The 25469-nt window shown below is 65.8% G+C and carries 25 protein-coding genes; 16 read left to right on the forward strand and 9 right to left on the reverse strand.

What is annotated here, in order from left to right:
• Positions 1-87: 87 nt before the first annotated feature.
• From rbfA to pnp, 4 genes are all read left to right on the forward strand, one after another.
• Complete coding sequence (rbfA, locus tag ACWPW1_RS03050; RefSeq protein ID WP_133863047.1) at positions 88-471, forward strand: 30S ribosome-binding factor RbfA; 384 nt, start codon at positions 88-90, stop codon at positions 469-471.
• Position 472: 1 nt separating this feature from the next.
• Positions 473-1387 carry a tRNA pseudouridine(55) synthase TruB gene (gene truB / locus ACWPW1_RS03055; RefSeq protein WP_059313373.1) on the forward strand — a complete coding sequence of 305 codons (915 nt, stop codon included), beginning with the start codon at positions 473-475 and terminating at the stop codon, positions 1385-1387.
• Positions 1388-1480: 93 nt separating this feature from the next.
• Positions 1481-1750, forward strand: a complete 270-nt coding sequence (gene rpsO / locus ACWPW1_RS03060; protein ID WP_007162645.1) for a 30S ribosomal protein S15 — start codon at positions 1481-1483, stop codon at positions 1748-1750.
• 174 nt (positions 1751-1924) lie between these two features.
• Entirely contained in the window at positions 1925-4027 is a 2103-nt protein-coding gene (gene pnp / locus ACWPW1_RS03065) for a polyribonucleotide nucleotidyltransferase (protein ID WP_059313374.1), read from the forward strand.
• Positions 4028-4210: 183 nt separating this feature from the next.
• On the opposite strand, the gene ACWPW1_RS03070 is transcribed toward pnp, so the two are convergent.
• Positions 4211-5095, reverse strand: coding sequence for a LysR substrate-binding domain-containing protein (locus ACWPW1_RS03070; RefSeq protein WP_007162643.1), 885 nt, complete (start codon positions 5093-5095; stop codon positions 4211-4213).
• A gap of 113 nt (positions 5096-5208) precedes the next feature.
• On the opposite strand from ACWPW1_RS03070, the gene amaB reads away from it, so the two are divergent.
• From amaB to ACWPW1_RS03115, 9 genes are all read left to right on the forward strand, one after another.
• On the forward strand, positions 5209-6699 hold the full coding sequence (gene amaB, locus ACWPW1_RS03075; RefSeq protein ID WP_059313376.1) for an L-piperidine-6-carboxylate dehydrogenase: 1491 nt from the start codon (positions 5209-5211) through the stop codon (positions 6697-6699).
• Between the two features lie 24 nt (positions 6700-6723).
• Positions 6724-8001 carry an L-pipecolate oxidase gene (gene amaA, locus ACWPW1_RS03080; protein WP_454252326.1) on the forward strand — a complete coding sequence of 426 codons (1278 nt, stop codon included), beginning with the start codon at positions 6724-6726 and terminating at the stop codon, positions 7999-8001.
• 484 nt (positions 8002-8485) lie between these two features.
• Complete coding sequence (locus tag ACWPW1_RS03085) at positions 8486-9607, forward strand: branched-chain amino acid ABC transporter substrate-binding protein (protein ID WP_059313378.1); 1122 nt, start codon at positions 8486-8488, stop codon at positions 9605-9607.
• Between the two features lie 96 nt (positions 9608-9703).
• Positions 9704-10618, forward strand: coding sequence for an ABC transporter permease subunit (locus tag ACWPW1_RS03090; RefSeq protein ID WP_017640614.1), 915 nt, complete (start codon positions 9704-9706; stop codon positions 10616-10618).
• Between the two features lie 4 nt (positions 10619-10622).
• Entirely contained in the window at positions 10623-11903 is a 1281-nt protein-coding gene (livM, locus tag ACWPW1_RS03095; RefSeq protein ID WP_059313380.1) for a high-affinity branched-chain amino acid ABC transporter permease LivM, read from the forward strand.
• Entirely contained in the window at positions 11900-12775 is an 876-nt protein-coding gene (locus tag ACWPW1_RS03100; protein ID WP_059313381.1) for an ABC transporter ATP-binding protein, read from the forward strand. The genes livM and ACWPW1_RS03100 overlap by 4 nt, the downstream gene beginning before the upstream one ends.
• Positions 12772-13488 carry an ABC transporter ATP-binding protein gene (locus ACWPW1_RS03105; RefSeq protein WP_059313382.1) on the forward strand — a complete coding sequence of 239 codons (717 nt, stop codon included), beginning with the start codon at positions 12772-12774 and terminating at the stop codon, positions 13486-13488. Before ACWPW1_RS03100 ends, ACWPW1_RS03105 begins: the two co-directional genes overlap by 4 nt.
• 2 nt (positions 13489-13490) lie before the next feature.
• A complete protein-coding gene (gene lhpI / locus ACWPW1_RS03110) occupies positions 13491-15212 on the forward strand; it encodes a cis-3-hydroxy-L-proline dehydratase (RefSeq protein WP_454252327.1) in 1722 nt (573 codons plus the stop codon).
• 250 nt (positions 15213-15462) lie between these two features.
• The gene (locus ACWPW1_RS03115) at positions 15463-16221 is read left to right on the forward strand and encodes an SDR family oxidoreductase (protein ID WP_271653755.1); all 759 of its coding nucleotides are present in this window, start codon (positions 15463-15465) and stop codon (positions 16219-16221) included.
• Positions 16222-16230: 9 nt separating this feature from the next.
• On the opposite strand, the gene ACWPW1_RS03120 is transcribed toward ACWPW1_RS03115, so the two are convergent.
• The 3 genes from ACWPW1_RS03120 to ACWPW1_RS03130 form a co-directional block, all read right to left on the reverse strand.
• The gene (locus ACWPW1_RS03120; RefSeq protein WP_059313385.1) at positions 16231-16941 is read right to left on the reverse strand and encodes an anti-sigma factor; all 711 of its coding nucleotides are present in this window, start codon (positions 16939-16941) and stop codon (positions 16231-16233) included.
• Positions 16938-17465 carry a sigma-70 family RNA polymerase sigma factor gene (locus tag ACWPW1_RS03125; protein WP_313648117.1) on the reverse strand — a complete coding sequence of 176 codons (528 nt, stop codon included), beginning with the start codon at positions 17463-17465 and terminating at the stop codon, positions 16938-16940. The genes ACWPW1_RS03120 and ACWPW1_RS03125 overlap by 4 nt, the downstream gene beginning before the upstream one ends.
• A gap of 85 nt (positions 17466-17550) precedes the next feature.
• Positions 17551-18078 (reverse strand): DUF3455 domain-containing protein, encoded by a 528-nt coding sequence (locus tag ACWPW1_RS03130; RefSeq protein ID WP_059313387.1) that lies wholly within the window; start codon positions 18076-18078, stop codon positions 17551-17553.
• A 258-nt stretch (positions 18079-18336) separates the two neighbouring features.
• On the opposite strand from ACWPW1_RS03130, the gene ACWPW1_RS03135 reads away from it, so the two are divergent.
• Positions 18337-19965 (forward strand): ArnT family glycosyltransferase, encoded by a 1629-nt coding sequence (locus ACWPW1_RS03135; RefSeq protein ID WP_454252328.1) that lies wholly within the window; start codon positions 18337-18339, stop codon positions 19963-19965.
• A 10-nt stretch (positions 19966-19975) separates the two neighbouring features.
• On the forward strand, positions 19976-21232 hold the full coding sequence (locus ACWPW1_RS03140; protein WP_454252329.1) for a metallophosphoesterase: 1257 nt from the start codon (positions 19976-19978) through the stop codon (positions 21230-21232).
• A gap of 4 nt (positions 21233-21236) precedes the next feature.
• Here ACWPW1_RS03140 and ACWPW1_RS03145 read toward each other — a convergent pair whose 3' ends face one another.
• The 5 genes from ACWPW1_RS03145 to ACWPW1_RS03165 all read right to left on the reverse strand — a co-directional run bounded on the left by ACWPW1_RS03145 (position 21237) and on the right by ACWPW1_RS03165 (position 24423).
• Positions 21237-21809 carry a HupE/UreJ family protein gene (locus ACWPW1_RS03145; protein WP_434775675.1) on the reverse strand — a complete coding sequence of 191 codons (573 nt, stop codon included), beginning with the start codon at positions 21807-21809 and terminating at the stop codon, positions 21237-21239.
• 29 nt (positions 21810-21838) lie between these two features.
• Complete coding sequence (gene ureG, locus ACWPW1_RS03150) at positions 21839-22453, reverse strand: urease accessory protein UreG (protein ID WP_059313391.1); 615 nt, start codon at positions 22451-22453, stop codon at positions 21839-21841.
• A gap of 11 nt (positions 22454-22464) precedes the next feature.
• Positions 22465-23136: an urease accessory protein UreF gene (locus ACWPW1_RS03155; RefSeq protein WP_323149848.1), complete on the reverse strand. Its 672-nt coding sequence runs from the start codon at positions 23134-23136 to the stop codon at positions 22465-22467.
• Positions 23133-23633: an urease accessory protein UreE gene (gene ureE, locus ACWPW1_RS03160; RefSeq protein ID WP_434775677.1), complete on the reverse strand. Its 501-nt coding sequence runs from the start codon at positions 23631-23633 to the stop codon at positions 23133-23135. Before ureE ends, ACWPW1_RS03155 begins: the two co-directional genes overlap by 4 nt.
• A gap of 97 nt (positions 23634-23730) precedes the next feature.
• Positions 23731-24423 carry a TetR family transcriptional regulator gene (locus ACWPW1_RS03165; protein WP_454252330.1) on the reverse strand — a complete coding sequence of 231 codons (693 nt, stop codon included), beginning with the start codon at positions 24421-24423 and terminating at the stop codon, positions 23731-23733.
• A gap of 116 nt (positions 24424-24539) precedes the next feature.
• Here ACWPW1_RS03165 and pcaQ point away from each other — a divergent pair, with 116 nt between their 5' ends.
• Positions 24540-25463 carry a pca operon transcription factor PcaQ gene (gene pcaQ, locus ACWPW1_RS03170; protein WP_059313395.1) on the forward strand — a complete coding sequence of 308 codons (924 nt, stop codon included), beginning with the start codon at positions 24540-24542 and terminating at the stop codon, positions 25461-25463.
• Positions 25464-25469: the final 6 nt, after the last annotated feature.

Below are 25469 nucleotides of genomic sequence, written 5' to 3' on the forward strand. Positions count from 1 at the left end.
CTGCCAGGTCCGGACTTGCCGTTCGCGTTTCCAAGGTTCATGGCTGGCAGGCCTGACGTCTGCGGCCTTTTGTACGAGAGTTTCGACATGGCCAAAGAATTCAGCCGTACCCAGCGTATCGGTGATCAGATACAGCGCGAACTGGCGCTGTTGATCCATCGCGAAATCAAAGATCCACGGCTGGGTATGGTGACCATCACCGGCGTGGACGTGGCCCGGGATCTGTCCCATGCCAAGGTGCACATCACCGTGCTGGGCAAGGACGATGACCCCGAGGCGATCAAGCAGAATATCGCCATCCTCAAGGATGCCTCCGGCTTCCTGCGGCAGCAGTTGGGTCGGGCGATGAAGTTGCGGACCGTTCCGCAACTGGGTTTCCAGTATGACGAGAGCATCCGTCGCGGCGCCCAGCTGTCGGCGCTGATCGAGCGGGCGGTCGCCGAAGATCGTCGGCAGGACGGGGAGGAGTAGGGTGGCCCAGGTCAAGCGTATTCGCCGGCAGGTGCATGGCGTGCTGGTGCTGGACAAGCCGCGCGGCTTTTCCTCCAATGCCGCCCTGCAAAAGGTCCGCTGGCTGCTCAACGCCGAGAAGGCGGGCCATACCGGCAGTCTGGATCCCCTGGCTACCGGTGTGCTGCCGCTGTGCTTCGGCGAAGCGACCAAGTTTTCCCAGTACCTGCTGGACGCCGACAAGGGTTACAGCACCGTGGCGCAGCTGGGCGTCACCACCACCACCGGCGACGCCGAGGGTGAGGTGTTGGAGCGACGGACGGTCGATGTCGATGAAGCAGCCATCCAGGCGGCGCTGCCGGCGTTTCGCGGCCAGATAGAGCAGATTCCGCCGATGTACTCGGCGCTCAAGCGCGACGGTCAGCCGCTCTACAAGTTGGCGCGTGCCGGGGAAGTAGTGGAGCGCGAGGCGCGTTCTGTTACTATTGCCCGTCTGGAACTCCTGGCGTTGCAGGAAGATCGCGCGACGCTGGAAGTGGCCTGCAGCAAGGGGACCTATGTGCGCACCCTGGTCGAAGACCTCGGCGCCCGTCTCGGTTGCGGGGCCCATGTGGCTGAGTTGCGACGTACCCAGGCTGGTCCCTTTGGCCTCGTGCAGGCCATCAGCCTGGACGAGCTGGAGGCGGCCCATGCCGAAGGCGGTGCCGAAGCGCTGGATCGCTTCCTGCTGCCGGTCGACAGCGGCCTCGAACATTGGCCGCTGGTGCAGTTGACTCAGCACAGCGCCTATTATTGGTTGCACGGTCAGCCCGTTCGGGCAGCCAATGCACCGAAATTCGGTTTGATGCGGGTGCAGGACGACCAAGGTCGTTTCATCGGCATCGGCGAGATAGATGACGAGGGGCAGGTTGCTCCCCGTAGACTGATTCGGTCCTAGACCGATACCGAGGGTGGCTGTCAGCAGGCACGGTTACACCTCTTTCCTTAAGCACGGGATCCATCCCGGCCTGTTCCTCAGAGGAGCCCTATCATGGCACTGAGCGTTGAAGACAAAGCCCAGATCGTAAACGAGTTCAAGCAAAGCGAAGGCGATACCGGTTCGCCGGAAGTGCAGGTTGCCCTGCTGTCCGCCAACATCGACAAGCTGCAAGGTCACTTCAAGGCCAACGGCAAAGACCACCACAGCCGTCGTGGTCTGATCCGCATGGTCAACCAGCGTCGTAAGCTGCTGGACTACCTGAAGTCCAAGGATACCTCTCGTTACAGCGCACTGATCGCTCGCCTGGGCCTGCGTCGTTAATACGATGCAGACCTGCTGCAAGCAGTCTGAAGCTGGAGGTCGGCTCGCGCCGGCCTCCGGCTTTTTTGCTTGAGAGGCCGACAGAATCGGCTTGCGTCACCCGGAGATCAGCGAGGGTCCGAATCCCTCTGGTCGCCTCGATTTCCCCCAAGGCAATAAAGAGAAGGAAAGACTGTGAATCCAGTAATCAAGCAATTCAAGTTCGGTGAGCAGACCTTCACCCTGGAAACCGGCCGCATCGCGCGCCAGGCGACCGGTGCGGTGCTGGTCTCCACCGATGACGTCAGCGTACTGGTCACCGTGGTCGGTGCCAAGCAGCCCGCCGTTGGCAAGGACTTCTTCCCGCTGTCCGTGCACTACCAGGAAAAGACCTACGCCGCTGGCCGCATCCCCGGTGGTTACTTCAAGCGTGAAGGCCGTCCTTCCGAGAAGGAAACCCTGACCTCGCGCCTGATCGATCGCCCGATCCGTCCGCTGTTCCCCGAAGGCTTCCTGAACGAAGTCCAGGTGGTCTGCACCGTGGTCAGCACCAACAAGAAGTCCGATCCGGACATCGCCGCCATGATCGGCACCTCCGCCGCCCTGGCCATTTCCGGCATTCCCTTCGCCGGCCCCATCGCCGCTGCCCGCGTGGGCTACCACACCGAGCTGGGCTACCTGCTGAACCCCAGCTACGAGCAGCTGCAGAGCTCCAGCCTGGACATGGTCGTGGCCGGTACCCGTGACGCCGTGCTGATGGTCGAATCCGAAGCCGACGAGCTGACCGAAGACCAGATGCTGGGCGGCGTGCTGTTCGCCCACGAAGAATTCCAGGTGGCCATCGAGGCCATCAGCCAGTTCGCTGCCGAAGCCGGCAAGCCGACCTGGAACTGGCAGGCGCCTGCCGAGAACACCGCCCTGATCGAAGCCGTCAAGGCCGAGGTCGGCGAGGCCGTGTCCCGTGCCTACACCATCACCATCAAGCAGGATCGCTATGCGGCCCTGGGTGCCCTGCGCGATCAGGCCATCGCCAAGCTGGCCGGTGAGAACGGTCAGTACAGCGAAGCCGAGGTCAAGGAGACCTTCGGTCTGCTGGAATACCGCACCGTGCGCCAAAACATCGTCGACGGCAAGCCGCGTATCGACGGTCGCGACACCCGCACCGTACGCCCGCTGCAGATCGAAGTCGGTCCGCTGAAGAAGACCCATGGTTCGGCCCTGTTTACCCGTGGCGAAACCCAGGCGCTGGTCACCGCGACCCTGGGCACCGCCCGTGACTCGCAGCTGCTGGACACCCTGGAAGGCGAGCGCCGCGACAGCTTCATGCTGCACTACAACTTCCCGCCCTTCTCGGTCGGCGAGTGCGGTCGCATGGGTAGCCCGGGCCGCCGCGAGATCGGTCACGGCCGTCTGGCCCGTCGTGGCATCCAGGCCATGCTGCCGACCCAGGAAGCCTTCCCCTACAGCATCCGCGTGGTCTCCGAGATCACCGAGTCCAACGGCTCCAGCTCCATGGCGTCGGTGTGCGGTGCCTCCCTGGCGCTGATGGACGCCGGTGTGCCGGTCAAGGCGCCGGTTGCCGGTATCGCCATGGGTCTGGTCAAGGAAGGCGAGAAGTTCGCCGTTCTGACCGACATCCTGGGTGACGAAGATCACCTGGGCGACATGGACTTCAAGGTGGCCGGTACCGCCAAGGGCGTCACCGCCCTGCAGATGGACATCAAGATCAACGGTATCACCGAAGAGATCATGGAAATCGCTCTGGAGCAGGCGCTGGAAGCGCGTCTGAACATCCTGGGTCAGATGAACCAGGTGATCTCCGAGTCGCGTGCCGAGCTGTCCGAAAACGCCCCGACCATGCTGGCGATGAAGATCGACCAGGACAAGATCCGCGACGTGATCGGCAAGGGTGGCGCCACCATCCGTGGTATCTGCGAAGAGACCAAGGCGTCGATCGACATCGAAGACGACGGCACCATCAAGATCTACGGCGAGACCCGCGAAGCCGCTGAAGCTGCCAAGCAGCGTGTCCTGGGCATCACCGCCGAGGCCGAGATCGGCAAGATCTACGTCGGCAAGGTGGAGCGCATCGTCGACTTCGGCGCCTTCGTCAGCATCCTGCCGGGCAAGGACGGTCTGGTGCACATCTCGCAGCTGAGCGATCAGCGTATCGAGAAGGTCACCGACGTGCTGAAGGAAGGTCAGGAAGTGAAGGTGCTGGTGCTGGACGTGGACAACCGCGGTCGCATCAAGCTGTCGATCAAGGACGTGGCGGCGGCGGAAGCCTCCGGCGTCTAAGACGACCCTGAGTAAAAAACCCGGCCTCGGCCGGGTTTTTTTATGGTTGGTGAACACAGGTGGTAGATTGGGTTGAGCGCAGTGAAGCCCAACATGACAACGCAGGCCAGCCTCCACTGCTTGAAAGCGGCGTGGAGCCAGGGACTGTTGGGCTTCGCTGTGCTCAGCCGCAACCTACGGGCACTACGCCTTCTCACGAATCCATTCGATGAAGCTGCGCACCTTGGGCACCTCGGCCATCTGTTCAGGATAGGCCAGCCAGTAGGCGTGGGGGCTGGCGAGGCGGTGGGGCCAGGCGAGCACCAGGCGGCCGGAAGCCAGTTCTTCGGCGACGAGGAATTCCGGCAGCAGGGCCACCCCGCAACCTTCCTGGGCGGCGCGGGCACAGAGGGTGAAGGTGTCGAAGCGCGGACCGTGATGGCTGTGCACTTCCTCCCGACCCAGGCTGGCGTACCAGTCGTGCCAGGATTCAGGGCGGGTGGTGTTCTGCAGCAGGACGAAGTCCACCAGTTGCTCGGGTCCGGCGATGCCTTCGGCGGGCAGCAGATCCGGTGCGCAGACCGCGACCATGTGCTCGTGCAGCAGCAGTTCGCATTCGGCACCCGGCCAGCTGCCGTGACCATAGAACAGCGCCACGTCGTGGCGGGGGTCGCGGAAATCCACCGGTTCCAGGGCGCTGGAGACATCCAGGTGGATGTTGGGAAAGCGCAGGCGCCAGCCCTTCAGCCGCGGGACCAGCCAGCGCTCGCCAAAGGTCGGTGGGGTGGCCACGCGCAGCACCTCGGTCTCGCCGCCATAGGATCTCAGGTAGCGCGCCGACATCTCCAACTGGTTGAGGATCTTGTCCACCTCGGCCAGGTAGAGGGCACCGGCCGGGGTGAGTTGGAGGCGGCGCCGGACCCGGCGAAACAGGCTGTGCTGCAGGAGATCCTCCAGCTGAGCGACCTGTTTGCTGACGGCACTCTGGGTCAGCGCCAGTTCGTCGGCCGCGCGGGTAAAGCTCAGATGACGGGCCACCGCCTCGAAGCACTGCATGGCGGTGATGGACGGCAGGTGGCGACGTTGCATGAGCGGACTCGCGGCATGAAAAAAGGGAATGATATGCCGAGCAAAGGTCGGTTGTCCGGCGCCGCTGGCCTGACCATACTCAGGGACGATTTCCTTTCTGCGGAGACCTCAGCATGAGCAAGGCCCTGTTGGAACGCCTCGGCGTTTCTGCCCAGCACTACACCCAAGGCGAGCATCGGGTGCATTCCCCCATCGACGGTAGCCAACTGGGCAGCGTCGCCCTGGAAAGCGCCGCCGAGGTGGAGCAGAAGATCTCCCGCGCCGACCGTGCCTTCCAGGCCTGGCGCGCGGTGCCGGCGCCGCGTCGTGGCGAACTGGTGCGGCTGCTCGGCGAAGAGCTGCGCGCGCACAAGGCCGATCTCGGCGAACTGGTGTCCTGGGAAGCCGGCAAGATCACCCAGGAAGGCCTGGGCGAAGTCCAGGAGATGATCGACATCTGCGACTTCGCCGTTGGCCTGTCGCGCCAGCTCTATGGTCTGACCATCGCCTCCGAGCGTCCGGGTCACCACATGCGCGAAAGCTGGCAGCCGCTGGGTGTGGTCGGCATCATCAGTGCCTTCAACTTCCCAGTGGCGGTCTGGTCCTGGAACGCCGCCCTGGCCCTGGTCTGCGGCAATCCGGTGATCTGGAAGCCTTCGGAAAAGACCCCGTTGACCGCGCTGGCCTGCCAGGCGCTGTTCGAGAAGGCCCTGGCGCGCTTCGGCGATGCCCCCGCCGATCTCAGCCAGGTCATCGTCGGCGACCGCGCCGCCGGTGAGGCCCTGGTGGACGATCCGCGGGTGGCGCTGGTGAGCGCCACGGGTAGCACCCGCATGGGTCGCGAGGTAGGACCGCGGGTTGCGGCGCGCTTCGGCCGCAGCATCCTCGAACTGGGCGGCAACAATGCCATGATCCTCGCGCCGAGTGCCGATCTGGACATGGCCGTACGTGCCATCCTGTTCAGCGCCGTGGGCACTGCCGGCCAGCGCTGCACCACCCTGCGCCGCCTGATCGCCCATCGTTCGGTCAAGGACGAGATCGTCGCCCGGTTGAAGACCGCCTATGCCAAAGTCCGCATCGGCCATCCGCTGGAAGGCAACCTAATCGGTCCGCTGATCGATGCGGCCAGCTTCCAGGCCATGCAGGGTGCGCTGGAACAGGCGCGTGGTGAGGGCGGGGTGGTCTACGGCGGTGAGCGTCAGCTGGCTGAGCAGTATCCCGAGGCCTACTACGTGGCCCCGGCCATCGTCGAGATGCCCGAGCAGAGCGAGGCGGTACGCCACGAGACCTTCGCCCCCATTCTCTATGTGCTGACCTACGACGATTTCGACGAGGCGGTAGCGCTGAACAACGCCGTGCCCCAGGGCCTGTCGTCCTGCATCTTCACCACCGACGTGCGTGAGGCCGAGGCCTTCATGTCGGCGACTGGCAGCGACTGCGGCATCGCCAACGTCAATATCGGGCCTAGCGGTGCCGAGATCGGTGGCGCCTTCGGTGGCGAGAAGGAAACCGGTGGCGGTCGCGAATCGGGCTCCGACGCCTGGAAGGCCTACATGCGCCGCCAGACCAACACCGTCAACTACTCCCGCGAACTGCCGCTGGCCCAGGGCATCGTGTTCGACTGAGTGGATCCGCCAGGAGCGCCGAGAATGCAGTTGCGTGAGGAGTGCCTGTGGGAGCGGCTGTATCCGGCGATGCCCGGAGCGCCGCTGCAAGGCGAGCGTGACACCGAGGTCTGCGTCATCGGCGGTGGCTACACCGGCCTGTCCACCGGGCTGCACCTGGCCCAGGCCGGGCGGCGGGTGGTGGTACTGGAGGCCCATGGCGTCGGCCATGGCGGCTCCGGGCGCAATGTCGGGCTGGTCAATGCCGGCATGTGGATCCCGCCGGACGAGGCGGTGGCGACCCTGGGACAGGAGGTTGGGGAGCGCTTGCTGGGGGTGATGGGCGATGCGCCGAGTCAGGTGTTCGGTCTCATCGAGCGCTATGGCATCGACTGCCAGCCACGCCGCGCCGGCACCCTGCACATGGCGCACAGCGCCAAGGGCCTGGCCGATCTGGGGCAACGTGCCGAGCAATGGCAACGGCGCGGTGCGCGGGTCGAGTTAATGGAAGGCGAGGCCTGCTACAGCGCCTGCGGCACGCGCGATATCAGCGGGGCCCTGCTCGATCACCGCGCCGGTACCCTGGTGCCCATGGGCTACGCTTTGGGACTGGCCAGGGCGCTGCGCCAGGAGGGCGGCGAGCTGTTCGAGCAGGGCGCGGTGCAGCGCCTGCAGCGCGTGGGTGATCGCTGGCAGGTGGAAACCTCCCAGGGGCGGGTCACCGCCGACCAGGTTGTGATCGCTTCCAACGCCTACACCGAAGGCGAATGGACCCGTCTGCGCAAGCAGTTCTTTCCTGGCTACTACTATCAGGTGGCGTCCCAGCCTCTCGGGGCGGAAGCGGACTTCATCCTGCCTCAGGGGCGTGGATCCTGGGATACCCGGACGGTGCTCAGCAGCATCCGTCGCGATGCCGATGGCCGCCTGCTCCTGGGTAGCCTCGGCAACATGGCAGGACGCCCGGCCGGTTTCATCCGCGCCTGGGCCGACCGCATCCAGCGGCACTATTTCCCCTCGCTCGAGCGGGTGGAATGGGAGTGCACCTGGACGGGCCAGATCGGTTTCACCCCCGATCACCTGATGCGGCTGTTCGAGCCGGCACCGGGGTTGCTCGCGGTGACCGGCTACAACGGTCGCGGAGTCACCACGGGCACGGTGGTGGGGCAGGCCTTTGCCCGCTATCTGTGCAGTGGCGATCGGCAGGACCTGCCCATGCCGCTGGCTTCGCTGGATTCCAACCCGGTAGGACAGTGGCGCAGCCTGATGTACGAGGCTGGCTTTACCCTCTATCACGCGGGGCAGTGCCTGCGCGTGGTGCTCTAAAGACCTTGCAGCCCGCCCGGCAACCGCTCTGGTCGGGCCCCTCAAGCGGCCGATTTGCGCATCCCAACCTGTGCAAGTCGGCCGTTTTTCTTTTGCTGTTTCGTTGATCTGGCCAATAGCCGGAACCGATTGATTCGCCTCGTTACGTCCGAAACAGACCATGGTTACTTTGGTGGCGCAGGATGGGGGCGATGTTACGTTTTGGTGCGAAACAGGTGCAACCGGGTTGCTATCTGGTAACAAACCTCTGCCTTTTACCCGTTCTACTGCTACCGCTGCAGGTCTTTATCCCGACTAATATCCTGACTAAGACGAAAGTCTAAAACGGCGACGGGTCCACTGGTTGCGGCCTTCGCCGTGGCAGGCCAGGACATTTCGCTCGCTGTCGTACCGGCAAATGGCCTTTGCGCCAGGGACACAGCTGAGTGATGGCATAGGCTTTGCTCTGGCGAGAGAGCCAACCACCCTCTGGAGCAAACCTCCCATGTCGAAGATTTACAGAAAAGGCATTCTGGCTCTCGCTATCGGTTCTGCGTTCACTCTCTCCTCCCTGGCGCATGCCGACATCGTGATCGGTGTCGCGGGTCCCTATACCGGGGCCAGTGCCGCCTACGGCGAGCAGTTCTGGAAGGGCGCTACCCAGGCGGCGGAGGACATCAATGCCGCCGGTGGCATCAATGGCGAGAAGATCAAGCTGGTGCAGGGCGACGATGCCTGCGAGCCCAAGCAGGCCGTGGCCGTGGCCAACCGCCTGGTAGACTCCGAGAAGGTCAAGGCCGTGATCGGCCACTTCTGCTCCTCCAACACCATGCCTGCCTCGGAAATCTACGACGAAGCCGGCATCATTTCCATCACCCCCGCGTCCACCAACCCCAAGATCACCGAGCGCGGCCTGACGGGCGTGTTCCGCATGTGCGGGCGTGACGACCAGCAGGGCATCGTGGCCGGCGACTACATCGTCGATACCCTCAAGGCCAAGAAGGTCGCCATCATCCACGACAAGGACACCTACGGTCAGGGCCTGGCCGACGCGACCAAGGCGCAGCTCAACAAGCGCGGCGTGAAAGAGGTGCTCTACGAGGGTCTGACTCGCGGCGAGAAGGACTTCAACTCCCTGGTCACCAAGATCCGCGCCTCGGGTGCCGACGTGGTCTACTTCGGCGGTCTGCACCCCGAGGCCGGTCCTCTGGTCCGCCAGATGCGTGAGCAGGGTGTGACCGCCAAGTTCGTTTCCGGCGACGGCATCGTTTCCCTGGATCTGGTCACCACCGCCGGTGGTCCCCAGTACACCAAGGGCGTGCTGATGACCTTCGGTGCCGATCCGCTGAAGAATCCGGCTGGCAAGACCGTAGTGGAAACGCTGCGCAAGTCCGGTTACGAGCCCGAGGGCTACACCCTCTACTCCTATGCCTCGCTGCAGGCCGTGGCCGCTGCCTTCAACGGTATCAAGGGCACCGATGGCACCAAGGCCGCCGAGTGGCTGAAGGCCCACAGCGTCAACACCGTGCTGGGTGAGAAGAGCTGGGACAGCAAGGGTGACCTCAAGGTCTCCGACTACGTGATGTACGAATGGGACGACAAGGGCAAGTACAACCAACTGCCCTGATCCTCGCGTGAACCCGCCGGCCGCCCTCTCGTCTCCGCCCCAGGACGAGGCGGTGGCTGGCGGCCCTCGTCATCCATCCAGCGCGAGACTGCAAACGTGGACGGTATCTTCCTGCAACAACTGGTCAACGGCCTGACCCTGGGCTCGGTCTACGGACTCATCGCCATCGGCTACACCATGGTCTATGGCATCATCGGCATGATCAACTTCGCCCACGGCGACGTATACATGGTGTCGGCCTATCTCGCCGCCATCGGCATCGCCCTGCTGAGCGTGTTCGGCCTGCATTCCTTCCCCGTGCTGATCCTTGGCACCCTGATCTTCACCGTGGTGGTCACCTCCGTGTACGGCTGGGCCATCGAGCGCATCGCCTACAAGCCGCTGCGCAACTCCACACGGCTGGCACCGCTGATCTCGGCCATCGGCATGTCGCTGATCCTGCAGAACTACGTGCAGCTCGCCCAGGGCGCGCGCCAGCAGGGCGTACCGACGCTGCTCGACGGCGCCCTGCGCCTGCACATCGGCGAAGGCTTCGTGATCATCACCTACACCAAGATCTTCATCATCGTGGCCTCCATCATCGGCATGGGCCTGCTCACCTACGTGATCCAGAAGACCACCCTGGGCCGCATGTGCCGGGCCACCCAGCAGGATCGCAAGATGGCGCAGATCCTCGGCATCAACACCGACCGGGTGATCTCCTACGTCTTCATCATCGGCGCGGCCATGGCGGCACTGGCCGGGGTACTCATCACCCTCAACTACGGCACCTTCGACTTCTATGCCGGCTTCATCATCGGTATCAAGGCCTTTACCGCGGCGGTGCTCGGCGGCATCGGCTCACTGCCCGGCGCCATGCTCGGCGGCATCATCCTCGGCATCTCCGAAGCCCAGTTCGCCAGCCTGGTGAACTCGGACTACAAGGACGTCTTCAGCTTCTCGCTGCTGGTGGCGATCCTGATCTTTAGGCCCCAGGGGCTGCTCGGCAAACCCCAGGTCACGAAGGTGTGAATCCATGAGTCAGACGTCTTCCTCCTTCGATCTCAAGGTCGTACTGCGCGACACCCTCATGGTCGGCCTGGTCTCGCTGATCCTGTTCGGCCCCATCGTCGGCATCGTGCTCGACGGCTATGGCTACAACGTCCAGCCCGGGCGTGTCGGCATCATGGTCGCGGTGGTCATGGCCGGTCGCTTCCTGCTCAGCCTGTTCAGCCAGACCGCCAAGGGCCGCGACTGGATCGAGTCCTTCAAACGCAACGACGGCGGCGTCCATGTGCTGCCGCCGGGGCACAAGTCCAACCTCAGGTTCATCCTGCCCATCATCATCCTGTTGGCCATCGCCTTTCCCTTCCTGGCTACCAAGTACTGGCTGACGGTGATCATCCTCTGCCTCATCTACGTGCTGCTGGGCCTGGGCCTGAACATCGTGGTGGGGCTGGCGGGGCTGCTCGACCTGGGTTACGTCGGCTTCTATGCCATCGGCGCCTATGGCCTGGCGCTGGGTTACCAGTACCTGGGTCTGGGCTTCTGGACCATGCTGCCGCTTGCAGCGGTGCTGGCCGCGGTGGCAGGGGCGATACTGGGATTCCCGGTCTTGCGCATGCACGGGGACTACCTGGCCATCGTCACCCTTGGCTTCGGCGAGATCATCCGGCTGGTGCTCAACAACTGGCTGGAAGTGACCAAGGGCCCCAACGGCATCGCCGCGCCCTCGCCGACCTTCTTCGGCATCGAGTTCGGGCGCCGGGCGAAGGAGGGCGGGGTGCCCATCCATGAGCTGCTGGGCATCAGCTACAACCCCAACGCGACGATGATCTTCATCTATACCGTGCTGTTCCTGGTGGTGCTGCTGGTGCTCTACATCAAGCACCGCCTGACCCGTATGCCGGTCGGTCGCGCCTGGGAAGCCCTGCGCGAGGACGAGATCGCCTGCCGCGCCATGGGTCTGAACCATGTGCTGGTCAAGCTCTCGGCGTTCATGATCGGTGCGTCCACCGCGGGCCTCGCTGGCGTGTTCTTCGCCACCTACCAGGGCTTCATCAACCCGGCTTCGTTCAACTTCTTCGAGTCGGTGCTGGTACTGGCCATCGTGGTGCTGGGCGGCTTGGGCTCCACCGTCGGCGTGGTGGTCTCGGCTTTCGTCATGACCCTGCTGTTCGAGCTGCTGCGCGAATTCGGCGACATCCGCATGCTGGTATTCGGCGTGCTCATGGTGGTGATGATGATGTGGCGGCCGCGCGGCCTGATCCGTATCGCCCGCAGTGGCTTCGCGATTCGCAAGGGAGTGGCGCCGTGAGCGATAACATTCTGACCGTCAACGGTCTGGGCATGAGATTCGGGGGCATCAAGGCGCTTTCGGACGTGTCCTTCGAGATCAAACGCCAGTCCATTACCGCGCTGATCGGCCCCAACGGGGCCGGCAAGACCACGGTGTTCAACTGCCTGACCGGCTTCTACAAGGCCACCGATGGCGAAATCCGCCTGGACACCGCCGATGGTCGCTCGACCCGCGTCGGCAAGATCATGGGCGAACGCTTCCAGGCGGCCGACTTCGTCAATCCGGTGCAGTTCGGCAGCCGGCTCTGGTACAAGATGTTCGGCGGCACCCACCTGGTGAATCGCGCCGGTCTCGCCCGCACCTTCCAGAACATCCGCCTGTTCAAGGAAATGTCGGTGGTGGAGAACCTGCTGGTGGCGCAGCACATGCAGTGCAACCGCAATCTCATCACCGGCATCCTCAATACCCCCGGCTATCGCCGCGCCGAAGAAAAGGCGCTGGACACGGCCTTCTACTGGCTGGAGGTGGTGGACCTGGTGGACCACGCCAACCGCCTGGCCGGCGAACTCTCCTACGGCCAGCAGCGTCGCCTGGAAATCGCCCGGGCCATGTGCACCCGCCCGGAGATCGTCTGCCTGGACGAGCCGGCCGCCGGCCTCAACCCGGCCGAGACCGAGGCCCTGGCCGGGATGATCCGCCTGTTGCGCGACCAGCACCGCATCACCGTGGTGCTGATCGAGCATGACATGGGCATGGTGATGAACATCTCCGACCACATCGTGGTACTGGACCATGGCCAGGTCATCGCCCGCGGCCTGCCGGCCGATATCCGCAACGATCCCAAGGTCATCGCCGCCTACCTCGGCGCCGAAGAAGAGGAGGTGGCATGACCACGCCGATCCTGGAATTTCGCAACGTCGACGTCTTCTACGGGCCGATCCAGGCCCTGAAGAGCGTCTCTCTGTCCATCAACGAAGGCGAGACGGTGAGCCTGATCGGCTCCAACGGTGCCGGCAAGTCCACCCTGCTGATGTCCATCTTCAGCCAACCCCAGGCGCGCAACGGGCAGATCCTCTATCGCGGCGAGGACATCACCCGCAAGAACGCCCACTACGTGGCCTCCAACGGTATCGCCCAATCGCCGGAGGGGCGCCACGTGTTCCCCGACATGACGGTAGAGGAGAATCTGCTGATGGGCACCATTCCCATCGGCACCCGCTGGGTGGACGAGGACATGCAGCGCATGTTCGAGCTCTTCCCGCGCCTCAAGGAGCGCCGTAACCAGCGCGCCATGACCATGTCCGGAGGCGAGCAGCAGATGCTGGCCATCGCCCGGGCGCTGATGGCGCGACCCAAGCTGCTCTTGCTCGACGAGCCCAGCCTGGGCCTGGCGCCCATCGTGGTGAAGCAGATCTTCCAGATCCTGCGCGAGCTGGCGAAGAGCGGCATGACCATCTTCCTGGTGGAGCAGAACGCCAACCATGCCCTGCGCCTGTCCGACCGCGCCTATGTGATGGTCACGGGCGAAATCCGCATGACCGGTAGCGGCCAGGAGTTGCTGGCCAATCCCCAGGTGCGGGAAGCCTATCTAGGCGGCCACTAGCGGTGGACGCGGTCCGCGGTCGCGCTCTGGTCGCGGGCCATGCCCGGGGACGTCTGGCCTGGGCGTCCCTGGGCCTGAGTTTCTGGGGTGGCGTCGATCCGGCCAGCGGCCGGGTGATCGATCGCCACCATCCCCTGCACGGTCTGGAGCTGGCCGGGCGCATCCTGGCCATCCCCAGCGGACGTGGCTCCTGTACCGGCAGCGCCGTGCTCCTAGAGCTGTTGCTGGCGGGACGCGGGCCGGCGGCCTTGCTGCTGGCCGAGCCGGACGAGATCCTCAGCCTCGGCGCCATCGTCGCGGAGGAATTGTTCGGCTGTTCCCTGCCGGTGGTCAGCCTGGGCGCCAAGGCCTTTGCGGCCCTGGCCGAGCAGGACGAGATCGCGGTAGCCGATGACTGGGTCGGAACGCCGGATAGCTACTTTCCCGAAATGGAACCGCCTGACATCGCCGAGCTCCAGCTGAGCGTGACCGACCAGGCGATGCTGGATGGCGCCCAGGGCAAGGCCGTCCAGGCGGCCATGAAGATCCTGGTACGCATGGCACAGCTGCAGGGCGCCCGCGAACTGCTCGACATCACCCAGGCGCACATCGACGGCTGTATCTACACCGGCCCGGCCAGTCTGGCCTTTGCCCAGCGGCTGGTGGAGTGGGGCGGTCGGGTGCGGGTGCCCACCAGTCTCAATGCGGTGTCCGTGGACCAGCGTCGTTGGCGTGAGCAGGGCGTCGACCCGGCGCTGGGCGAGCCGGCCAGTGCCCTGGCCGAGGCCTATGTAGCCCTGGGCTGCCGTCCCACCTTTACCTGCGCGCCCTATCTGCTGGACAGTGCTCCCGCGCTGGGCGAGCAGGTGGTCTGGGCCGAATCCAACGCCGTGGTCTTCGCCAACAGCGTGCTGGGCGCGCGCACCCAGAAGTACGCCGACTTCCTCGATATCTGCACCGCCCTGACCGGGCGGGCGCCGCTGGCCGGCTGCCACCTGGACAGCGGCCGCCGCGCGGGCAAGGTGTTCCGGGTCAGCGTACCTGCGGGCCATGACGACGCCTTCTATCCGCTGCTCGGTTACTGGATCGGCCTGCGCTCACCCACCGGGATCCCCGCGGTGCTAGGTCTGGAAGACGCCCGGCCCAGTCGCGACGATCTCAAGGCCTTTGGCGCCGCCTTCGCCACTACCTCGGCAGCACCGCTGTTCCACCTGGTTGGGGTGACGCCCGAGGCGCCGACCCTGGCTGCGGTGGCCGCGCCTGAACTGGAAATCGAAGACATAGGCCTGGCCGACTTGCGCCAGGCCTGGGCCGAGCTGGATAGTGTCTCCACGCGCGAGGTGCAGTTGGTGGCCTTGGGCAACCCCCATTTTTCCGCCGAGGAATGCCAGCAGCTGGCCAATCTCTGCCGCGGCCGGCACCGGCATCCCCAGGTGGCCCTGGTCATCACCCTGGGTCGCGAGGTGCGCGCCGCCGCCGAGCGCAGTGGTGCCCTGGCCCAGCTGGAGGTCTTTGGTGCCCAACTGGTGGGCGATACCTGCTGGTGCATGCTCGGCGAACCCCTGGTGCCGCCTCATGCTCGCACCCTGCTGACCAACTCCGGCAAGTTCGCCCACTACGGTCCGGGCCTCACCGGTCGCGAGCTGCGCTTTGCCGGCCTGGCTGCCTGTGTGGAGGCGGCCTGCACGGGCCTGGCACCGCCAGGACCACCCGACTGGCTCGCGCCGGTGGACATATCCACCTAGCCACGAGGCCGAGTTCTGTGCATGAAATCCGTGGATCGTCCTGTGGATAAGCTCGGCATAGCCGGTCGCGAGGCCCAGGGTGTCTGGCCTGGCAGGCACTGCTCAAAAAATCACCAGTGCAAAAAAACTGTTGGCTACCAAGGCGTTATGGCTGATCGGTCGGATTCCAGCCGATCTGGGTATTCGCCTGACCAATGTCCCTGAGCTATCGTGAGCCTCGGCCAAAATCCCCTCGCAGAAGGAATCTTTCATGTCTTCGATCTTCATTACCGGTGCCACTTCCGGTTTCGGCGCCGCCACCGCTCGCCGCTTCGCCAAGGACGGCTGGTCGATCGTCATCACCGGCCGCCGCGAGGATCGCCTGCACGCCCTGGCCGAGGAATTGTCCGGTCAAGCCAAGGTGCTGCCGCTGGTGCTGGACGTCCAGGATCGCGCCGCCGTGGAAGCCGCGGTCGCCGGCCTGCCCGAGGAATTCAACCAGCTGCGCGCCCTGGTCAACAATGCCGGTCTGGCGTTGGGCAACACTCCGGCGCAGAGCTGCGACCTGGATGACTGGGACACCATGGTCGATACCAACATCAAGGGCATGCTCTATTGCACCCGCCTGTTGCTGCCGCGGCTGATCGCCCATGGCGCCGGCGCCGGCATCGTCAACCTGGGCTCGGTCGCGGGCGACTATCCCTATCCGGGCAGCCACGTCTATGGCGCCACCAAGGCCTTCCTCAAGCAGTTCAGCCTGAGCTTAAGATCGGACCTGCTGGGCACTGGGGTACGGGTGACCAACATTGAGCCGGGCCTGTCGGAAAGCGAATTCTCGGTGGTGCGTTTTGGGGGTGACAAAGCCAAGGCCGATGCCGTCTATGCGGGCACCGAACCGCTGACGCCCGATGACATCGCCGAATCCATCCACTGGGCGCTGAACCAGCCCAAGCACGTGAACATCAACCGTATCCAGCTGATGGCGACCTGCCAGGCGTTCAACAACTTCAACATCCACCGCAAGAGTTAAGGGCGCTCGCTAGAGCACCTTCACTGCCCGGCCGATGAACTGGATCGGCCCGGTGGGTCGACCGGTGGGCGAGCCGCCCTGGTCTTCCAGGGTGAGTTCGAACAACTGGTTGGCTTCCAGCGGCGGCAGCCGGTCCAGCGGTACCTGCAGAGTACGCCCAGGCTGGACCAGACCTAGAGATACCGGGCTCTGCCAGGCATCGGCCTTGGTCCAAAATTGCAGGGTCTTGCCGCTCGGCACGGCATCGCGCCCCAGCGGAATCAGCTGCAGGTCATGGGCGCTGGCAGTCTGGATCACCCAGCCGGGCGTGCGATCGCTGGGCGCCGCCAGCACCACCAGGTAGCTTGGCGTGGGTACCGGGCGCAGCAGTAGCAGCACCGCGAGCACCAGGCTGGCGGCCAGCCCTGCCGCACTCAGACCCTGCCAGAGCGCCAGCCGTTGCCACAGCGACTCGCGCCGGATGACGACCCGGGTGTCGGCCTCACGCAGACTGCGCTCGATGCGCGGCCACAGATTCGCGCCGGGCTCGACGGGTGGCACCCGCTCGGCCAGCGGCTGCAGGCGCGCCTCCCAGCGCGCCACGGCGGCGGCCAGCAGGGCGTCCGTCGCCAGCGCAAGCTCCACGCGACGACGCTCTTCGGCGTCCAGGGTACCGAGCACGTATTCGCCGGCCAGGCGTTCGCGTTCTTCGTCCGGGGGCAGGGTGGTGTCGCTGTTCATGTCATGCACTCCCTGAGCGCCTTGAGACCACGCGTGATCCAGCTCTTCACCGTGCCTAGGGGTGCCTGCAGGCGCTGGGCGATCTCGCCATGGGAGCAGCCGTCCAGGTAGGCGGCCAGGATGGCCTCCCGCCGCGGCGCTTCCAGGTTCTGCAGGCAGCCCTCCAGGCGGCTGCCGTCGGCTTCTCGCGCCGGATCGGCAGACTCGGCCAGGGGTTCCCAGTCATCCCCCAGGGGCACCAGGCGCTGCCGATCACGCAAGGCGTTGAGCGCCAGATTGCGGGCCACGCTGCACATCCAGCCGCGGGCCGAACCGCGCTCCGGGGCGAAACTGGCGGCGCCGCGCCAGATGCGCAGAAAGGCGTCGTGGAGGATGTCTTCGGCCAGCCCGCGATCGCGCACCAGGCGCAGGACGATACCCAGCAACAGCGGCGCCTCGTTCTGGTAGAGCCGCTGCAGGGCGGCACGCTCTCCCCGGGCACAGGCGGCGAGCAGGACGGCTGGATCGGGGGAACGTTCGGTCACGAGGGTGCGCGCCAGGCTGGGGACGCCAGGGTGGCGACCGGATCAGCCGAGCCTAGCCGATCCGCTCCTGGCTGTCCCCTGGACCTCAGCCCTTCTTCCAGAACAGATAGTCGGCCTGGTAGTTCACGGTCTGCTGTTCGCCCTTGTTGGCCGAGGTGCAGGCCTTGGCCGGCGCGACGCCACCCTTAAGCGCGGTGCGCTGGATGTAGGTGGTGCCCTGGAAGGCGCCCTTGCCCTCGGCGGGCGCGGCCTCCACCAGCTGATAGGGCAGGTTGCCGGCGCCGGCGGGAGCGATGGCCAGTTGCTTGCCGACCACCTTGGAGCCGTCGGCGGCTTCCCAGGTGGCCGGCGGACCGTAGTAGCGCCCCACCTGCTTGCCCTGGCGATCATGCAGGTCGGCCTTGGGGCCGACAAAGAACCACTCGGTCTGGCCGGGCATGTCCTTCTTGTCGCGGCATTCGTAGACGATGGTGCCCTTGCCCACGGTTTCCAGCATCAGGCTGTTGCCGGCGGGCACGCGGACGGCCTCGGGCAACTCGCCCTGGGCCAGCAGCGGGGTGCTCAGCAGGGCGGTCAGGACCAGGATGCTGCAACGGCTGGAGGTGTTGTTCATGCGCTTGCTCCGGATTGAGAGGGGGCACAGTCGGTTGGACTGTAGGTGCTATACCCGGCAGCCGGCGCTTTGGATGCAGCTGTCATGAAAAATCTTCAATTCATCGGCATAGTCGCGACCGCCTCCTAACCGAACCGCTCTGTTCTGGGGTTCCTGTCAGCCTGCCGTCAGCCTGGTTTCAGCGATCCCTAAGGTTGTTCGGCGATAGTGGCGCCGGGTCGCGAGCCCGTCCTTCCCTGCCTGCCGGAGTCCTGCCGCGTGTCGTCCATCCCGAGCCCGGCGCGTCTGCGCCTCGAAAGCCTGGCGCTGTGCCTGCTGGCGGTGCTGCTGTTCACCCTGGGGCTGTGGGAGCAGCCCTTCATCGGCTTCGACGGCCGCTTCGCGCTGTTCGCCCAGGAGATGTTTCGTCACGGGGCCAGTGCCTTCCCGACCAGCTACGGACAGCCCTATCCGGATTATCCCGCGACCTCGACGCTGCTGATCGACGTCTTCGCCCAGCTGTTCGGCGAGGTCAATCGCCTGGCCACGGTGATTCCCACCGCGCTGACCTCGGCGGCCATTGTCGGCCTGCTCTATCGCCTGCTGGCCGAGCGGTCCCGCGCCTGGGGCCTGCTGGCGGTACTGGTGCTGCTGCTCACCAATGGCTTTCTGGCCAAGGCCCGCTCCATCTGCCTGGACCAGTTCGTCACCCTGGCCGCGCTGGGGTGTTTCTATCTGCTGTGGAGCGCTGATCAGCGCGGCCTGCCGCGGCGGCGCGTCTTGGTTTTCTGCTGCATGGCGGCAGGCTTCGCAGTACGCGGTCCGTTGGGGTTGATCGAGCCCTGCGGGGTAGTCTGTCTCTACTGGCTGTTGCAGGGTGACTGGCGGCGCAGCCTTGGCTATGGTCTGGTCGGGGCCCTGGTGCTGGCGCTGTGCAGCGCGGTACTGTTGGGGCTGGCCTGGCGTACCGGTGGCACGGTGTTCGTCGAAGACGTGATCCGCATGCAGGTCTCCGGGCGGATGGATGACACCGACGGCGCCGGCTATCCCTGGTGGTACTTCCTGCAGCTGGGCCTCTATCGCTATGCGCCGGCCTTTCCCCTGGCGCTGTTCGCCCTGCCGACGCTGAGGCGTCACTGGCGGCTGCGCCATGCGCAGGCGGACAGCCGCCTGCTGATCCAGCTGGCCGGCTTCGCCGTGCTGATCGTGGTGGCCCTGTCGATACCCACCTTCAAGAAACCCTATTACATCCTGCCGGCCATTCCGGCCTGCGCCGCCCTCGGCGCCTGGGTGCTGCTGCAGGGACAGGGTGCCCTGGCCTGGGTACGGCGCCTGTTCCTGCCGCTGCTGGTGGTTTTCCCAGTGCTGCTCGGAGTGCTGGTCAAGCTGCAGCAACCCCGGCTCCAGGCCGCGGGTTGGTGGCCGCCGCTGGACATGCGGCTGCTGCTCGGCGCCTTCGGCATTCTGGCGCTGTTCGCCCTGGTCGCCGCCTGGCGTGAACGGGGTGCCTTCCGCCTGGGCATGCCGCTCGCCGCGGCGGCGCTGGCACAATGGCTGCTGATCGTTCTGGCGCTGGATCCGATGCAGGCGCTGCGCTACGACACCCGCGCCTTCGTCACGCGTCTGGAGAGTCTGCGTCAGGGGGAGCCGGGCCAGCTGGTGTTCTTTGGCCTGGGCCAGGACACCAAGGCCTTCCGTTACCTGATGAACCTCGACTACGACGCGCCCCTGCCGACCTTCATCGACATCGGCCAACCCGGGCAGTTGGCCCAGGTTGCGCGCCCCGCCTATGTGCTGCTCGACGCCGACAGCCAGGCGGCCCTGGCGAGTACTCCGCTGGCCAGCCGCCGACCGGTGCTGGAAGGCCGCTTCAACGACAATCGCTGGCAGGCCTACTACCTGCCCTGAGGCCGCTGTGATGACCGATTCGCCCGATTTCCATCGTCGCCGGCTGTGCCTGGCGCTGGCCGGTCTGCCGCTATTGGCCGCGTGCAAGCCGACCCAGCGCTATGGCCTGCCAGAGCACCGCGCCCACTGGTTCGAGCGCCACAGCTTCACGCCGCTCAGGCCATTGCCGTCGCGTACCAGTTTTGTTCTGGGCGTGCTGCCCGATACTCAGTACTACAGCGAGAACAACCACGAGATGCAGCCCGACGGCCGGCGCATAGAGCGTTATGGCCACCTAGGCTATTCGCCGGCACTGGCCTTTCATGCCCAGACCCATTGGCTGGCGCACAACGCCGCGGCGCTGAACCTGCCGTTCGTGGTGCACCTGGGCGATCTGGTGGAAAACGCCGAGCAGCGTGGCGAATGGGCCCTGGCCAGTCACGCCATGGCACGGCTGGAGCAGGCCGGGGTGCCCTACAGCGTCATGACCGGTGATCACGATGTCGTCGAACTCTACACCGAGGATCGCCTGCGCGACGGTCGCGAGCTCTTCACCCAGTATTTCGGTCGCGAGCGGGCGGCACGCCAGGCCACTTTTCTCGAGCGCGATGTCACCGGCCTCAACGAGGCCCATCGCTTCTCGGCGCTCGGCCAGGGCTTTCTGTTGCTGACGCTGGACTGGTGCCCCTCGGAGCAGAGCCTGGACTGGGCCCAGGGGGTGCTGGATCGTTATCCGCACCTGCCGACCATCCTCGCGTCGCACAACATCATCGACCTGGTGAACGGTCAGGCGGTGCTCTCCACTCGGCGCAACGACACCGGGGTGCGGCTGTGGAACCGCTTGATCCGTCGTAACGACCAGATCTTCCTCACCCTCAATGGCCACAACCACGGCAGCGCCCACCTGCGGCTGGTCAACGACTTCGGCCATCCGGTGGATCTCCTGCTGGTCAACTATCAGACCGAATACGCCGGCGGCAACGGCCTGCTGCGGCTGCTGGAGCTGGATCTGGCGCGCGGGCGGCTGGAGGCCTTCACCTATTCGCCCTGGGTCGCCTATCGCCAGCAGAGCGGCGACCTGCCCGTGCGTCTGGGCAGCGATCCACGCGATACCTACTCTGCCGAGGTGCTGGCGCCCCTGGCCTCGCCGCAGTTCGATAACAGATTCGTGCTCGAGGTGGACTTCGCCAAGCGCTTCGCCGGCTTTGGCGGTTATACCGCGCAGGTGCCGGCGGTGGCGGAAGAAGGCGTGCTGGCGCGGTTGCGCCAGCAGTTGGGGATCGCCTGACGGATCAGGCGGCGAGCAGCCAACCACCGGCCACGGCGGTGGCGATGCCGGCGAGTCGCACCAGCGGCGTGGCCGCCTGGGGCAGGTAGCGCACCACGGCATAGCCCAGGCCATGCAGGGCGGCGGTCGCGGTGACGAAGCCCAGAGCGTAGGCCCAGGGATTGCCCATCTCCGGCAATTCCAGGCCGTGGGCCACGCCGTGGAAGAGGGCGAAGGCGGCGGTCAGGCCAACGGCAGCGGCGACCGGCGGCCGGGCGGCCAGCGCCACCAGCAGTCCCAGCGCCAGCACCGAGGCGGCGATGCCGGTCTCCATGAAGGGAATCTCCAGGCCAGTGAAGCCCAGCAGGCCGCCGATCAGCATGGTGCCGACGAAGGTGCAGGGCAGCGCCAGGCGCGCCTTGCCCTGTTGCTGGGCGGCCCAGAGACCCACGGCGAGCATGGCCAGCAGGTGGTCGAGACCGGTCAGGGGATGCAGCACCCCGGCGGCCAGGCCGTTCTCGGCGTGCCCGGGGTGAGCGAAGGCCAGGGCCGGTGCGAGTAGCAGGGCAGCGGTGGCGAGGATCTTGGCGTGTCTCATGGGAGCTCCTTGGGGGTGAAATCCTGGGTTCAGGCAGCGGTCAGCAGACCCTGTTTCTCGATGAAGGCAATGATGTCCTCAAGGCCCAGGCCGGTCTTCTGGTTGCTGAAGACGAAGGGCTTGTCGCCGCGCATCTTGCGGGTATCGCGATCCATCACTTCCAGGGAGGCACCGACCTGTTCGGCCAGGTCGATCTTGTTGATCACCAGCAGATCCGACTTGCAGATGCCGGGGCCGCCCTTGCGCGGCAGCTTGTCGCCGGCCGAGACGTCGATGACATAGAGCGTGAGGTCCGACAGCTCCGGGCTGAAGGTGGCGGAGAGGTTGTCGCCTCCGGATTCCACCAGGATCAGATCCAGCCCGGGAAAGCGCCGGTTGAGCTGGTCGACCGCTTCCAGGTTGATGGAGGCGTCTTCGCGGATGGCGGTGTGCGGACAGCCGCCGGTTTCCACGCCGAGGATGCGCTCGGGCGCCAGGGCCTCGTTGCGCACCAGGAAGTCGGCATCCTCGCGGGTGTAGATGTCGTTGGTCACCACCGCCAGGTTGTAGCGCTCGCGCAGGGCGCGGCAGAGGGCCAGGGTGAGGGCGGTCTTGCCGGAGCCGACCGGTCCGCCGATACCGACGCGCAGGGGTTGGGTAGTCATCAGAGGATCTCCTAGGAACGGAACAGGCGGCTGTACTGCCGCTCGTGGGCCATGCTGCTGAGGGCAAGGCCGAAAGGGGCGCCGCCCCAGGCCGCTTCGGGCAGGGCGGTAGCCTGCTCGGTCGCGGTGGCCAGGGTCGGCAGCAGCAGGGAGGTGAGGCGTTGGGCGGCTTGCTGGCCGAGCGGCAGGGTCTTCATCAGCACCGCCAGCTGGTTTTCCAGCCAGGTCCACAGCCAGGCTTCCAGGGCGGCCTGGGGCGTGATCGCCCAGGCGCGGGCGGCCAGCGCCCAGCCCAAGGCAAAGGTCGGTGGCAACTCGCTCAGCAGGCGCCGACTGGCATCATCCAGCTCCGGCAGGCCGAGCAGCAGCTGCCCCAGGGAATAGCCGGTCTGGCGGCTTTCCAGCTGGAATTCCGCGGTCTCGCGACTGGCGCGGTGCCGGTCGGCTAGTTCGCTCAGCCTCGTCCAGTCCGCCGCAGCCGCGGCTTCGCAGTGGGCCAGCAGCAGGGGTGCTTCGAAGCGCGCCAGGTTGAGTTCGAGGCTGTCGCGCAGCCAGACCTCGGCCTCCGCCGCGGTGCGGATCAGGCCGCTGTCGATGGCCAGCTCCAGGCCTTGGGAGTAGCTGTAGCCGCCGATGGGTAGCTGAGGGCTGGCCAGGCGCAACAGGGCGAAGGGCGGATTCACGTACGCACGCCGAAATGGTGCAGCTTGGGTGCGTAGTTGAAGCCCTCTTCGCCATGGCGCGAGTGATGATGACCGCCACCGTAGGCGCCATGCTCGGGCTGGAAGCCGGCCTCGATCTCGCTGACCTGGGCACCCAGCTGTTCCAGCATGGCCTTGAGCACATAATCGTCCAGCAGCCGCAGCCAGCCATCGCCGATCTGCAAGGCCACATGACGATTGCCCAGATGATAGGCGGCGCGAGTCAGCTCGAAGGCGCTGGCGCAGGTCACGTGCAGCAGCTTTTCCGGGCGTGCGACGATTCGTACGATGCGGCCGTCGCGGGCTTCCAGACAGTCGCCATCGGCCAGCGGCGGTTGCCCGCGCTCAAGAAACAGGCCGACGTCTTCGCCGGCGCTGGTCATGGCTCTCAGGCGACTCTTGCTGCGAGCGTCGTAGGTGAGGTGCAGTTCGGCGTCCCAGGTGTCCCGGGGGGCGCAACGGTGGTGAACGACCAGCATGGCAGGGCTCTTGGCAGTTTTGCCCAGCTCTACAGCAAGTGGCCTGCCAAACCCGTTGATTCGCCTGGTTCTGGGGCACTCGACGTGGCCACTGTACTCAGTTTGCGCCGATTTGGTGCGCCATGGCGCTGGCCAGCAGACCGATGCCCTCCTTTGGGGCGTCAGTGCGCTCGGGGCGCCGCCAGTGCTTGCTGCCGATCAGGATCAGCTTGAGCTGCTGCACCATCTTTGCCGCCGGCCACAGATGACGCGGCGTGGCAGCGGGTGGCGGATCGATCAGCTCCGGCAGGGTGGCGAATACCGTCTTCACCACCAGATCGGCCAGGACGTCGATCTGCGACGGCGTCAGGTGCGGTAGACGGCCCAGGGCGAGCAGGTCGCGGGCCAGGTCCTGGGTGATGCGTTGACGCAGGTCGGCGATCGCCTGGCGCACCGCCAGGGAGCCGCCGTATTGTTCGCGGGCGAGAAAGAGGAACTGGTCGCGGTTGTCGCCCACCGCACGGAGAAAGATCTCCACCGAGGCCTCGATCATGCCGCGCTGCTGCAGTTCGTGATGCCGCACCTGGCGCAGGGCCGCGCGAAAGGTGTCGCCCACTTCGGCCACCAGTGCCAGGCCAAAGGCTTCCATGTCGGCGAAATGGCGATAGAACCCCGCCGGAACGATACCGGCCTGGCGACTCACCTCGCGCAGGCTGAGGCTGCCGAAGCCACGGCCGCTGTTCATCAGCAGGCGCGCCGACTCCAGCAGCGCCTGGCGCGTTTGCAGCTTCTGCTGGGCACGAATCGACATGGGAGCTATCCAGAAGGCGAGGCGGCACTGTAGCAAAGGATGCCCTTGCTGACTGCAAGGCTTTTGGCCGACCGCCGGGTGGTAGTCTCTGGCCCGAGTCTTGCCATGAGCGCACCATGAATCTCGACAACCGTATCAAGTTCCGGCATCTGCTGTGCTTTCTGGAGATCGCCCAGCAGCGCAGCTTCGCCAAGGCGGCCGATGCCATCGCCGTGTCCCAGCCGGCCATTTCCAAGACCATGCGCGAACTCGAGGAGATCCTCGAGGTGCGCCTGTTCGAGCGCGGCAAGGGCGAGGTGGTGCCGACCGAGGCGGGCCTGCTGTTCCTGCGCCATGCCGGTCCCTGCGTCCAGGCGCTGCGCGAGGGGATGCAGCTGGTGCGCGGCGGCGAGGCCGGCGGCCTGGTGCGGGTCGGGGTCCTGTCGACGGTGGAAAGCCAGGTCCTGCCCGAGGTCCTGGCACGCTTGCACGCTCGCCATCGGCAACTCATCGTCAATGTCGCCACCGGACCCAGCGCCTACCTGTTGGGCCAGCTGCGGGTCGGCGATCTGGATCTGGTGGTCGGCCGCATGACCGACAGCCCCGACATCCACGGCCTGGATTTCGAGCACCTCTATACCGAGGCCCTGACCCTGGTGGTCCGTCCGGGGCATCCGCTGAGCCAGGCCCTGCCGGCGGACCTCGCGACTCTGGCGCGCTATCCCCTGGTGTTGCCGCTGCCCGGCACCACCATCCGCCGCCACGCCGAGAGTCTCTTCGTGCAGTGCGGCATCCCGCTCAGCCCCCAGCGACTGGAAACGCTGTCGCCGACGCTGAGCCGCCAGTATGTCCGCCAGAGCGATGCCCTGTGGGTCGCCCCGCTGGATGCGGTGCGTCGCGACCTGGCCACCGGCGAACTGGTCGAGGTGCAACTCGGGGTTCGGGAAGCCGGTGGCTCGGTGGGCATCTGCCGCAACGGCAGCCAGTCCATGTCCCTGGCTACCCAGAGATTCTGTGATGTCTTGCGTGAGGTTGCGGGTGAGCTGACCCATAACCCATAGGTTATG

It is taken from the genome of Pseudomonas sp. Marseille-Q7302 (assembly GCF_965111925.1).

Excerpts from the sequence above, each read along its gene's own strand:
- ACWPW1_RS03085 (WP_059313378.1), top strand. The coding sequence starts at position 8,486 with ATGTCGAAGATTTACAGAAAAGGCATTCTGGCTCTCGCTATCGGTTCT.
- ACWPW1_RS03165 (WP_454252330.1), bottom strand. The coding sequence starts at position 24,423 with ATGTCGATTCGTGCCCAGCAGAAGCTGCAAACGCGCCAGGCGCTGCTG.
- ACWPW1_RS03145 (WP_434775675.1), bottom strand. The coding sequence starts at position 21,809 with ATGAGACACGCCAAGATCCTCGCCACCGCTGCCCTGCTACTCGCACCG.
- ACWPW1_RS03105 (WP_059313382.1), top strand. The coding sequence starts at position 12,772 with ATGACCACGCCGATCCTGGAATTTCGCAACGTCGACGTCTTCTACGGG.
- ACWPW1_RS03140 (WP_454252329.1), top strand. The coding sequence starts at position 19,976 with ATGACCGATTCGCCCGATTTCCATCGTCGCCGGCTGTGCCTGGCGCTG.
- amaB (WP_059313376.1), top strand. The coding sequence starts at position 5,209 with ATGAGCAAGGCCCTGTTGGAACGCCTCGGCGTTTCTGCCCAGCACTAC.
- livM (WP_059313380.1), top strand. The coding sequence starts at position 10,623 with ATGAGTCAGACGTCTTCCTCCTTCGATCTCAAGGTCGTACTGCGCGAC.
- ACWPW1_RS03120 (WP_059313385.1), bottom strand. The coding sequence starts at position 16,941 with ATGAACAGCGACACCACCCTGCCCCCGGACGAAGAACGCGAACGCCTG.
- ACWPW1_RS03070 (WP_007162643.1), bottom strand. The coding sequence starts at position 5,095 with ATGCAACGTCGCCACCTGCCGTCCATCACCGCCATGCAGTGCTTCGAG.
- rbfA (WP_133863047.1), top strand. The coding sequence starts at position 88 with ATGGCCAAAGAATTCAGCCGTACCCAGCGTATCGGTGATCAGATACAG.
- ureE (WP_434775677.1), bottom strand. The coding sequence starts at position 23,633 with ATGCTGGTCGTTCACCACCGTTGCGCCCCCCGGGACACCTGGGACGCC.
- rpsO (WP_007162645.1), top strand. The coding sequence starts at position 1,481 with ATGGCACTGAGCGTTGAAGACAAAGCCCAGATCGTAAACGAGTTCAAG.
- ureG (WP_059313391.1), bottom strand. The coding sequence starts at position 22,453 with ATGACTACCCAACCCCTGCGCGTCGGTATCGGCGGACCGGTCGGCTCC.
- pcaQ (WP_059313395.1), top strand. The coding sequence starts at position 24,540 with ATGAATCTCGACAACCGTATCAAGTTCCGGCATCTGCTGTGCTTTCTG.
- amaA (WP_454252326.1), top strand. The coding sequence starts at position 6,724 with ATGCAGTTGCGTGAGGAGTGCCTGTGGGAGCGGCTGTATCCGGCGATG.
- ACWPW1_RS03115 (WP_271653755.1), top strand. The coding sequence starts at position 15,463 with ATGTCTTCGATCTTCATTACCGGTGCCACTTCCGGTTTCGGCGCCGCC.
- ACWPW1_RS03130 (WP_059313387.1), bottom strand. The coding sequence starts at position 18,078 with ATGAACAACACCTCCAGCCGTTGCAGCATCCTGGTCCTGACCGCCCTG.